Below are 10339 nucleotides of genomic sequence, written 5' to 3' on the forward strand. Positions count from 1 at the left end.
ATGAAATCATTACGAAATTGATGAGAATCGACCATGCGTAAATAATACAAATTTATGCGTGTTTTCTACAAGACGACGTTGATCTGGGCGTCTACTATATGCGAAAATAAACGAATAAGGGATTTCTTGCGCGTAATTTATTTTTACCCATTCGATTTCTCTCAGCGGAAACTCAACACAGAACCGGCCTAAAACGGTCCGCTCTGTTTTAAATCCATCATTTGGGGTGCATCATGCTGAAGTTTACTGGTCGAGGCACAGCACATACCTGCAGTGGAGTCACACGCAGAGACTTCCTGCAAGTCGGAACATTGGGCGCAATGGGACTCTCTCTCCCCCAATATCTGGAAGCGAAAGAACAGGGGCTCGTCGATAAAAAGAATGACAACCGATCGGCGATTATGATCTTCAATCTGGGTGCCCCCAGTCAGTTAGATACCTTCGATATGAAACCGGATGCCCCGGCGGAAATCCGAGGCCCCTTTAAACCAATTCACACCGCTTCACCGGACATTGATATCTCTGAGATTCTGCCTCTGCATGCAAAAGTGGCCGACAAGTTTTCGCTGGTCCGTTCCTGTTATCATACCGCAGCCGCCGTTCATGATGCCGGCTGGCAGATGATGCAGACCGGGCGTCTCTTTACCGGCGGGATCAATACGCCGCATATCGGCTCGGTCGTCGATTATCTCCGCGGACGCAGAACCGATCTGCCGGCGAATGTGGTGCTTCCCGAGACAATGGGCCGAGGCGGCGGAAATCTGCCCAACGGTCAGGCGGGCGGTTTTCTGGGGAAAGCCCATGACCCGTTTGCATTGATGGCCGATCCGTCCAAACCCGATTTCAAAGTTCCCGACCTGCTCCCTCCCAAAGAGATCGGCACGGCTCGATTAGAACGCCGCAAAAATATTCGTGAAGTCGTCGACAACACAATTGACTACTTTGAATCCACCGAAGATGCCAAACTGCTCAATGGTAATTTCCATTCTGCCTACCGTTTGATGACCAGTAAAGCAGCACGCGAAGCCTTTGATCTGGCGAAAGAACCGACCAAAGTCCGGGAACGTTACGGGATGAATCGGTTCGGCCAGTGTTGTCTGTTGGCACGACGTCTGGTGGAATCCGGGGTTCGCTTTGTAACCATCAATACCTTCCTGACCGTCTTCAACGAAATTACCTGGGACATTCACGGTTCCAAACCTTTCACTTCCATTGAAGGCATGAAGAATATCGTAGCCCCTATGTACGATCAGGCCTATAGTGCGCTGATTGAAGATCTCTATGATCGTGGGATGCTGGATGAAACTCTGGTCTGCAATGTCGCCGAGTTCGGCAGAACCCCGAAAGTGAATCCAGCCGGTGGTCGGGATCACTGGCCGCAATGTTTTACCTGCTATTTTGCCGGTGGTGGCGTTCAGGGGGGACGCGTTGTCGGCAGCAGTGACCCCATCGGCGGTGTTCCCGCGGATCACCCCGTTTCCCCCGGCGATCTGGCAGCGACCGTGTATCACAGTCTCGGCTTTGATCTGCATACGGTACTGCCCGGTCCTTCAGGCCGTCCCTTCCCGCTGGTGGATGTGGGCAATCATGAAATTCGCGAACTGTTTTAAAAAACACACCATCTACTGAGATGAAACGCTGGTGTTTACAATAAATTACGATCTTACAACATCGTAAACGGAGTCCGCACCACTGACTCCTGAGATCACTCCTGTTACGTCATTGTAAATCATTCAATGCAAACGACCCGTTCCATAAAGAGAAGTGCTCAATGTTTCCTGCCAGACAAGCCACACGCTTCATTCTATTATTGATCTTCACCGGCCTGCTTGCTCTCGGCATGCATTCCGGTTTTCTCAGTGCTGCAGAAGCAGGAGAAAAGATCGTTTTGCTTCCGCAGAAGATTCAACTCTCCGGCAAAGAAGCACGGCATGGGTTTTCGGTCCAGAAAATCAACAATGACGGCGAGATCGCAGGACCGGTCACCGCTGAAACACAACTCTCTTCCAGCAATCCCGCGGTGGTCAAGATCGAGGGGCTGACATTAATCCCCGTCAGTAATGGCGAGGCCATCATCACAGCAAAACAGGGAACGCTTCAATCCCAAAGCAGTGTTTCCGTCACTGGTATCGATGAGCCTTATCAGTGGAGTTTCCGTAATGATGTGCAGCCGATTTTAACCAAAGCAGGCTGTAATTCCGGCCCCTGTCACGGTGCGCTTGCTGGTAAAGGCGGCTTTCGACTGTCGTTGAAAGCTTATGATGTGCTGGGCGATTTCCACACGATTGCGAAGCAGTCACGGGGACGGCGGATTGAATTGTCCGAGCCGGCACTCAGTCTGTTTTTAATCAAACCGACAGGAGCGGTTCCTCACAAAGGGGGCGTGCGTTTTGAAACCGATTCACCGGAATACCGTATTCTCGCCGGCTGGATTGCACAAGGTGCCCCCGCTCCTGCTGAATCCGATCCTGTTATCGAAAAGCTGGAAGTCTTACCCGCCAGATCAATCCTTGCGAAAGGACAAACGCAACATCTGCTGGTTCAGGCTCATTATTCCGATCAGTCGGTTCGCGATGTGACACAGTGGACCGCGTTTTCTTCCGTCAATGAAAGTGTGGCATCAGTTGACGCGCAGGGAACAATCAAAGTAACCGGTTTTGGAGAAGGCGCTATTGTCTGCAACTTCTCCAGTAAAATTGCGATCTCCAAAATCACTTCACCTTACGAGCAGATAATTGATCCTGCCGTCTATGCGAAATCACCACAAAATAATTTCATTGATGAGCTGGTCATCAAACAGCTGAAACGTTTAAACCTTCCCCCCTCTCCTCAATCGAACGACGGGGATTTCATTCGCAGAGTGTATATCGACACGATCGGTGCTCTTCCGAAACCCGAAGAAGTCGCAGTATTTCTGGCTGACAAAAGTCCCGATAAACGGAATAAACTGATTGATCAACTCCTGGCCCGACCTGAATTCATTGATTACTGGACTTACAAGTGGTCGGATCTGTTACTGGTCAACGGGGCACTCATTCGGCCGCAGGCCGTGAAGGCCTATCATGAATGGATTCACACGCATGTGAAGCAGAATACCCCCTGGGATCAGATCGTACGGGAACTGATTACCGCGCAAGGCAGCAGCATTGAAAATGGCGCGACAAACTTTTATGCCATTCATCAGGATCCGGAAACGATGACAGAAAATGTCAGTCAGGCATTTCTGGGCCTGGCGATCGGGTGCGCGAAATGCCATAACCATCCGCTGGAGAAATGGACGAACAATCAATATTACGCGATGGCGAATTTCTTTTCCCGCGTCCGTGCCAAAGGTTGGGGCGGCAGCCAGAGTGCCGGCGATGGAATTCGGACTCTGTTCGTTGCCACGGAAGGAGATCTAGTGCAGCCTTTAACAGGCAAGCCGCAACCCCCCACGCCCCTCGACGGCGAAGCCATTGATATCAATGCCCCGGAAGACCGCCGCATCTATCTGGCGAACTGGCTGACATCAAAAGAGAACCATTTTTTCAGCCGTTCGATTACCAATCGCGTCTGGGCCAACTTCTTTGGCGTGGGACTGGTGGAAGCCGTGGATGACATGCGGGAATCCAATCCTGCCAGCAATGAAGAATTGCTCGTCGCTGCTTCCGATTATCTGGTGAAACACCAATTTGATTTAAAAGCACTCATGAAAGTGATTCTGCAATCCGCTGCTTATCAACGCAGCAGCCAGCCGCTTCCGGAGAATAAAGATGAGAAACGTTTCTATTCCCGATATTATCCCCGACGCATGATGGCCGAAGTGCTGCTGGACGCCATTTCTCAAGTGACTGAAGTTCCTGACGAGTTCACTCAATATTTTGAGCCGAGTCCCGAAAAAACGGATTTCTACCCCAAAGGAACCAAAGCCATCCAGCTTTATGATTCCTCGGTGATTTCCTACTTCCTGAAGACATTCGGACGCAACGAGCGGATGATTACCTGTGAATGCGAACGCACGGAAGAACCCACGATGGTTCAGGTACTGCATCTTTCCAACGGCGATACGATCAACGACAAACTCAAAGCCAAAGAAAGTCGCGTCACCAAATTGCTGGAAGCGAAGAAACCGGACAAGGAAGTGATTGCCGAGATTTACATGCTGTGTCTCTCCCGCAAGCCCACATCTGAGGAAGAAACAAAACTGTCGAAACTGCTGTCAGAAACACCGGAAGCAGAAAAACGTCAGGTGATCGAAGACCTGTTCTGGGGAGTTCTCAGCAGCCGCGAGTTTCTGTTTAATCACTAAGTTGAGATTTGATTCTAATATTAATAACATGCATTTTATATTAAATATAAAGCTGACTTGAGGTCATCGATGTTACATCTCCTGCCAAAAACCATACTGTTTTTTTCACTGATCCTGTTAATCGGACATGCCGATACTCTACAGGCAGCAGAGACACAAATTGATTTCCAGAAACAGATCGCGCCCCTGTTTCGAAAATATTGCGAAAGCTGTCATGGAGTCGAAGATCCCGAAGGAAAATTCGTCATCGACTCCTACGATGGTCTGCTCAAAGGGGGAAAACAGGGTCCTGCGATTCTGCCTGGAGACAGTAAGAGCAGTCGTCTGATTCGGATGGTCACCGGCGAAGCCAAACCAATGATGCCCCCGGAAGACAGTGGAGACAAATTAACGCCTCAGGAAATCGCGTTGCTGGTGGAGTGGGTCAATCAGGGCGCCAAAGGGCCGTCTGGTAAAACTCCCGCGCGGATGGAACTGACTGTCCCGGAAATCAGGCCGACAGCTGCAGTGAATAAACCAATCGACGCTCTCGACTGGTCAGCAGCAAACGATCTGATTGCCATCGCGCGTTTTGCGGAAGTCGAACTGTTATCAGGCAGTTCAGATAAAATCGTCCAGACTCTGAAAGGACTTCCCGGCAAGGTCAATTCGGTACGTTTTAGCCCTGATGGAAAATGGCTGATCACAGCTTCAGGAACAACGGGATTATTCGGCCAGGCCGCGATCTGGGAGGTAGCAACCGGCAAGAAGCTGCAGGAGTTTGTCGGCCATCGAGATGTGTTGTATGCAGCGCAGATCAGTCCGGACAAAAAATGGCTGTCCACCGGCAGTTATGACCAGAACATTATTCTCTGGGATATCGCAACCGGCAAACAAGTACGACAATTCACGGGGCACAACGGTGCGATTTTCGATCTGGCATTCAGCCCGGACAGCACCACACTCGCCAGTGCCTCAGCCGACGCGACGGTTAAAGTCTGGCAGGTCGCAACCGGTAATCGACTTGATACCCTCAGTCAGCCGCTCAAAGAACAATATTCTGTCTCTTTCAGCCCGGACGGCAATTTTATTCTGGCGGCAGGTGCAGACAACCGGATTCGCAAATGGCGTTTAGTATCGCGTAAGACGGCGAAAATCAATCCTCTGGTTTATGCCCGTTTTGCACATGAAAATCCGGTGATTCAAATTGTTTATTCCCCCGATGCAAAACTGCTGGCATCGATTTCGGATGATCGTTCTCTGAAAATCTGGGATGCGAATCAGATTCTGCTGTTACACGTGGAAGAAAATCTTCCGGCGATCCCGACTTCCGTTACCTTTTCACCGGATTCACAGACTGCACTGGTCGGTTTCAGTAACGGGCTCTTAAAACGTTTTCCTCTGCCAGCCACGCTTTCTACACCCGCAGAAATTCCGAGTATTACCCAAACGGTCCCGGAAACATCTTTACCGGCTCAAGAAACAGTCAAAGCGGTTTCCATCAAAGAATCGGAACCGAATAACCGGCTGAATCAGGCAACCTTGCTGACCTCCCCTTCCATCATCGCCAGTGGTGTCATCGAAGCGACAGAGCCGGAAACTACAGACGTCGACCTGTATCGCTTTGAATCAAAGGCAGGCCAGGAATGGCTGATCGAAACCAACGCGGCCCGTAAAAAATCAAAACTCGACACTAAAATTGAAGTGCTCGATGCGGCAGGCAAACAGATCCCGCGCGTCTTACTGCAAGCCGTGCGCGATTCCTATTTCACATTCCGTGGCAAAGACTCGGACATTCTGAGTGATTTTCGCATCCAGAACTGGCAGGAAATGGAGTTAAACGAATATTTGTTTGCCAACGGAGAAGTCGTCAAACTCTGGCTCTACCCGCGTGGTCCGGATTCGGGATTCAATGTTTATCCCGGCAGTGGCAGCAAACGCTATACGTATTTCGGAACCAGTCCGATCACGCACGCGCTGCATGAACCGTGTTATATCGTGGAGCCGTTTCCTGTCGGAACCGAATTGCCACCCAATGGTCTGCCGGTCTTTACTGTTTACTATGAAAACAATGATGACGGCCGTCGGGAGTTGGGCGATGATTCCCGTCTGATCTTTAAAGCCCCCCAAGACGGTACTTATTATGTACGCGTCTCAGATGTACGCGGATTCCAGGGAAAAGACTTTCACTACGAGTTAACGGTCCGTCCTAGAAAACCGGACTTCAAGGTGACCCTCAAAGGGGCAAATCCGAAAGTCAACACAGGTAGTGGCAAAGAAATTGAAGTCGTTGCACAACGTATTGATGGATTTGAGGGGCCAATTCAAGTTGACATTTCTGGAGTACCACCCGGCTTTCATGTCACCAGCCCGATCATCATTCAGGCTGGTCACGATCAGGCCTTTGGTGTCATTTCTGCCGACCCGGTTCCTCAGAACGAGGGTCCGCTCATCGCTTCCAGACCAGACGATGCCCGCTATACCCCGATCAACGTTTCCGCAACCGCAACTATAGCCGGTGTGAAACAAACCCATGCTGTTAATTCACTGGGAACGATTCAACTGCTGGAAAAACCGAAATTAATCATCCGCATGGTGCCGATGAATGCGGACAAATACAGCGTCGCGGGTGACAGCCTGGAATTGATTCCGGACAAGCCGCTGGAGTTGACAATCCATCCCGGTGAAACCATCGCAGCCAAAGTTCATTTGCTGCGAAATGGTTATCAAGGGGTCGTCGGCTTTGGTCGTGAATATGCAGGACGCAATCTACCCCACGGAGTTTATGTCGATAATATCGGCCTGAATGGACTGCTCCTGCTGGATGATCAGAATGATCGAACTTTTTATCTGACTGCAGCCAAGTGGGTTCCGGAAACAACGCGTCTCTTCCATTTGAAAGCAGAGCAGGAAGGAAACCAGACTTCGATCCCCGTTCTGCTGCATGTGAAACAGAAAGAGAAACTGGCTGCGAAATCGAAATAAGTTGAGTGTCTCAATAGAGAAGTTCAAAACAATTTTAAACTTATTCCGCTAACGGCTCAGCAGGATTCGAAGTTAATTTCGGCAATGGTGCGTGTGGATAGTCGACTGGCTGATAGCGAATCGCCAGTTCCGGCGTCATCAGTTTTTTGCCGTTTTGAACTCGTGACGTAAGTGCCCGGTCCAGAATTCCGCTTGTCAATAATGTTCGCTCGACAGGATAACTCGGACGGCCCGTATGCATCATCCGCTCGATGGCTTTCAACAAATAGGCAAAATGCGGGTGAGCGGGCTCCGTTCGCTCTTCAAACTGAGTAGCAATCGGTTGCTGCCCTTTCAGTTTCAGTGCCACCGAAGTTCGGTTTACCGACTGCAGCATGAACAGAGTTCCCAGAAACCCATCATTATACTTGAAGAGAAATAACCCGGCATCAGGATCGGCACGAATGTCGGCATTCCCTACTTTTGGCACCGCGGCGAGTGCGGCGTTGAACACGTCTTGAGGGACAATGCCCTCATCAAGGGCTTTCCACATTGCCTCACCCTCCAAATACTGCACCCATTTCACACCACTTTCGGCACCGCGGCGTCGCTCGACCAGGCATTGATAACATTCCAGTGCGTGAATGCCATAGATGTCGAGTCCGTCGTAACCGATTCCCACAGCGGCTTCGATTTCACACCCCGGAGGAATATTGAGTTCTGGTTTACGATACGTCAACGGCAGTGACGAACCGGCCATGAAGGGAACATTCATCTTCTGAGCACGATCATACATCCATTTCGCATCAGACCAGACGGGTCCCGGGTGTTTGTCATTGAATACAGGCACGACACGGTTATATTTCTGGAAGGTATCAGTGATCTTCTGAAAAAATCGGCGACGGGGATAAAGCTGTTGCCCTTTGTCATTAAAAGGGTAGTCGCCGTGCTCTCCGATACTGATTACGCCGTCGACGGGAATCTGGTCACTTCCGACCGTGACTGCTTTTTCGATTGAATCGAAGATCGGCACGTTGTATTTGGCAGCCATCTTACGGGACAGATCCTTATCGGAAAACTGATCAACATACAGCGATGACAGCTTCAAAGCCGGTCCGGACCCACCATCCTGCTTCCACCCTTCCAGAATTTTCCCAAGTAACACATCAGCGTGTGTTTTTTGTTCATAGATAGATACGATTGCGGCGACCGACTTTGTTTTGGCTGGCCTTGTCGGAGTGGCAATCGCTCGCTGAGCAACTGCACCACAGGCGATGGCTATTGCGTTGGAAAGCCAGTCTCTGCGAGTGATCAGCTTGAGATTTTTCATTGTGATACTTTCACAAAAATAGGATTCATGTTGTTAATCGAAGCAGTTTGGAGCCTGACCGTGATACAGCGTGCCGTCTGAATAGAATCAGATTAAGCCAGAATTTCCGAAACCAGTTTTCCATGAATATCGGTCAGCCGATAAGGACGGCCCTGATAAGTAAATGTCAGTCGCTCATGGTCCAGACCGAGTAAATGCAGGATGGTCGCCTGCAGGTCATGCACGTGGACCGGGTTTTCGACAGCGTTAAATCCGAGTTCGTCGCTGGCTCCCCAGGTGAAACCCGATTTCACGCCGCCGCCTGCCATCCACATGGAAAAAGCACTCGGATGATGGTCGCGGCCCGCAGCACGCCCCAGCGTGGCGTTGGCTTCGACAATCGGCGTACGACCGAATTCGCCGCCCCAAATCACCAGTGTGTTCTCCAGCAACCCGCGCTGTTTTAAATCTTTCACGAGTGCCGCTGATGCCTGATCACATTTGCCACACATATTCTTCAAACCACCTTTGACATTGGAATGATGATCCCAGCCTTTCAGGTACAGATTCACAAATCGAACCCCGCGCTCGACCAGCCGACGTGCTAACAGACAATGATTGGCAAACGAACTCTTTCCCGGTTCTGCGCCATACATCTCCAGTGTCTCTTTGGTTTCCTGCGAGAAGTCCATTAATTCCGGCGCGCGGCTCTGCATGCGAAATGCCATTTCGTAGGCACTGATGCGGGAGGAAATCTCCGGATCTCCGACGACATCCAGATGACGTTTGTTTAATGTGCTCACCAGATCCAGCGTATCCCGTTGAATCTTCCGATCGATCCCCTGCGGATTGTTCACATTGATAATCGGGCTCCCCTCACTTCGAAACGGCACCCCCGTATGCAAAGAAGGCAAAAAGCCGCTGGAGAAGTTAGCTGTCCCCCCACTGGTCCCGCCGCCTGAAGTCAAAACCACAAACGCGGGCAGATCGTCTGCTTCACTACCCAATCCGTAAGTGACCCACGAGCCCATGCTGGGACGACCGGGGATTGGGCTGCCTGTATTTAAAAAGACCTGCGCGGGAGCATGATTGAACTGGTCGGTATGCAATGATTTCAGAATGCATATTTCATCTGCCACCGTTGACAAATGAGGCACGATCTCCGAAATTTCATTTCCCGATTCCCCGTGTTTTTTGAATGAATATTGAGGAGCCATCAACCGGGCGTTCTGCTGCGCGAATGCTAAACGCAGTTCTTTGGCCAGATTATCAGGGGGAGCAGCGTCATTATATTTTTCCAGCGCCGGCTTATAATCGAACAACTCCAGTTGACTGGGGGCACCTGCCATAAACAGATAAATCACATTGGTTGCCCGAGGTTTGAAATGCGCTGTTTTGGCAGCAAATGGATTCATCAGTTCTGTCGGCGCGGCAGAAACCTGTCTGGCAGGCAGCGCCGCTCTCGACAACAAAGAGGCCAGCGCGATTTTCCCCAACCCGACTCCACCGGACTGGAAAAAATGCCTCCGCGAGATCGCATTGGCAAATTGATCATGTGACAACGACATCAATTCACTCCAGAAGTTCTAACAGGAAAGAACGTTAACATGCTGCTATTCTTTCGTAACGGCTTCATCCATGTTCAAAATTGCCCGTGCAACCAGAGTCCAGGCCGCCCATTCCGGCTGGGAGATCTCTGCTTGCGATGAAGATGCTGCAGTGCCTAATAATTGCTGACTTAAATTTTGATTCTGTTTCAGTCGGTCAAGTTGCTGATCATAAAAATGAACGAGCTTTTC

General features: G+C 50.4%; 6 protein-coding genes. 3 read left to right on the forward strand and 3 right to left on the reverse strand.

All coding sequences use genetic code 11. The features are described 5' to 3' along the window. Positions 1 to 233 precede the first annotated feature (233 nt). From Q0294_RS13035 to Q0294_RS13045, 3 genes are all read left to right on the forward strand, one after another. Complete coding sequence (locus tag Q0294_RS13035) at positions 234 to 1610, forward strand: DUF1501 domain-containing protein (RefSeq protein WP_299465946.1); 1377 nt, start codon at positions 234 to 236, stop codon at positions 1608 to 1610. Positions 1611 to 1771: 161 nt separating this feature from the next. Next, positions 1772 to 4288, forward strand: a complete 2517-nt coding sequence (locus Q0294_RS13040; RefSeq protein WP_299465949.1) for a DUF1549 domain-containing protein — start codon at positions 1772 to 1774, stop codon at positions 4286 to 4288. Positions 4289 to 4357: 69 nt separating this feature from the next. After that, a complete protein-coding gene (locus Q0294_RS13045; RefSeq protein ID WP_299465952.1) occupies positions 4358 to 7252 on the forward strand; it encodes a c-type cytochrome domain-containing protein in 2895 nt (964 codons plus the stop codon). 40 nt (positions 7253 to 7292) lie between these two features. Here the strand turns inward: Q0294_RS13045 and Q0294_RS13050 are convergent, their stop codons facing one another. From Q0294_RS13050 to Q0294_RS13060, 3 genes are all read right to left on the reverse strand, one after another. Continuing rightward, positions 7293 to 8561 (reverse strand): hypothetical protein, encoded by a 1269-nt coding sequence (locus tag Q0294_RS13050; RefSeq protein WP_299465955.1) that lies wholly within the window; start codon positions 8559 to 8561, stop codon positions 7293 to 7295. Positions 8562 to 8653: 92 nt separating this feature from the next. Further along, the gene (locus Q0294_RS13055; protein ID WP_299465958.1) at positions 8654 to 10108 is read right to left on the reverse strand and encodes a DUF1501 domain-containing protein; all 1455 of its coding nucleotides are present in this window, start codon (positions 10106 to 10108) and stop codon (positions 8654 to 8656) included. Between the two features lie 45 nt (positions 10109 to 10153). Next, a partial coding sequence (locus Q0294_RS13060; RefSeq protein WP_299465961.1) for a hypothetical protein occupies positions 10154 to 10339 on the reverse strand: 186 nt, incomplete at its 5' end.

The organism is uncultured Gimesia sp., assembly GCF_937919775.1.
Taxonomy (GTDB): domain Bacteria; phylum Planctomycetota; class Planctomycetia; order Planctomycetales; family Planctomycetaceae; genus Gimesia.

What these genes read in the sequence shown, in the direction of transcription:
- Q0294_RS13035 (WP_299465946.1), top strand. Translation starts at nt 234, where the DNA reads ATGCTGAAGTTTACTGGTCGAGGCACAGCACATACCTGCAGTGGAGTC.
- Q0294_RS13040 (WP_299465949.1), top strand. Translation starts at nt 1,772, where the DNA reads ATGTTTCCTGCCAGACAAGCCACACGCTTCATTCTATTATTGATCTTC.
- Q0294_RS13045 (WP_299465952.1), top strand. Translation starts at nt 4,358, where the DNA reads ATGTTACATCTCCTGCCAAAAACCATACTGTTTTTTTCACTGATCCTG.
- Q0294_RS13050 (WP_299465955.1), bottom strand. Translation starts at nt 8,561, where the DNA reads ATGAAAAATCTCAAGCTGATCACTCGCAGAGACTGGCTTTCCAACGCA.
- Q0294_RS13055 (WP_299465958.1), bottom strand. Translation starts at nt 10,108, where the DNA reads ATGTCGTTGTCACATGATCAATTTGCCAATGCGATCTCGCGGAGGCAT.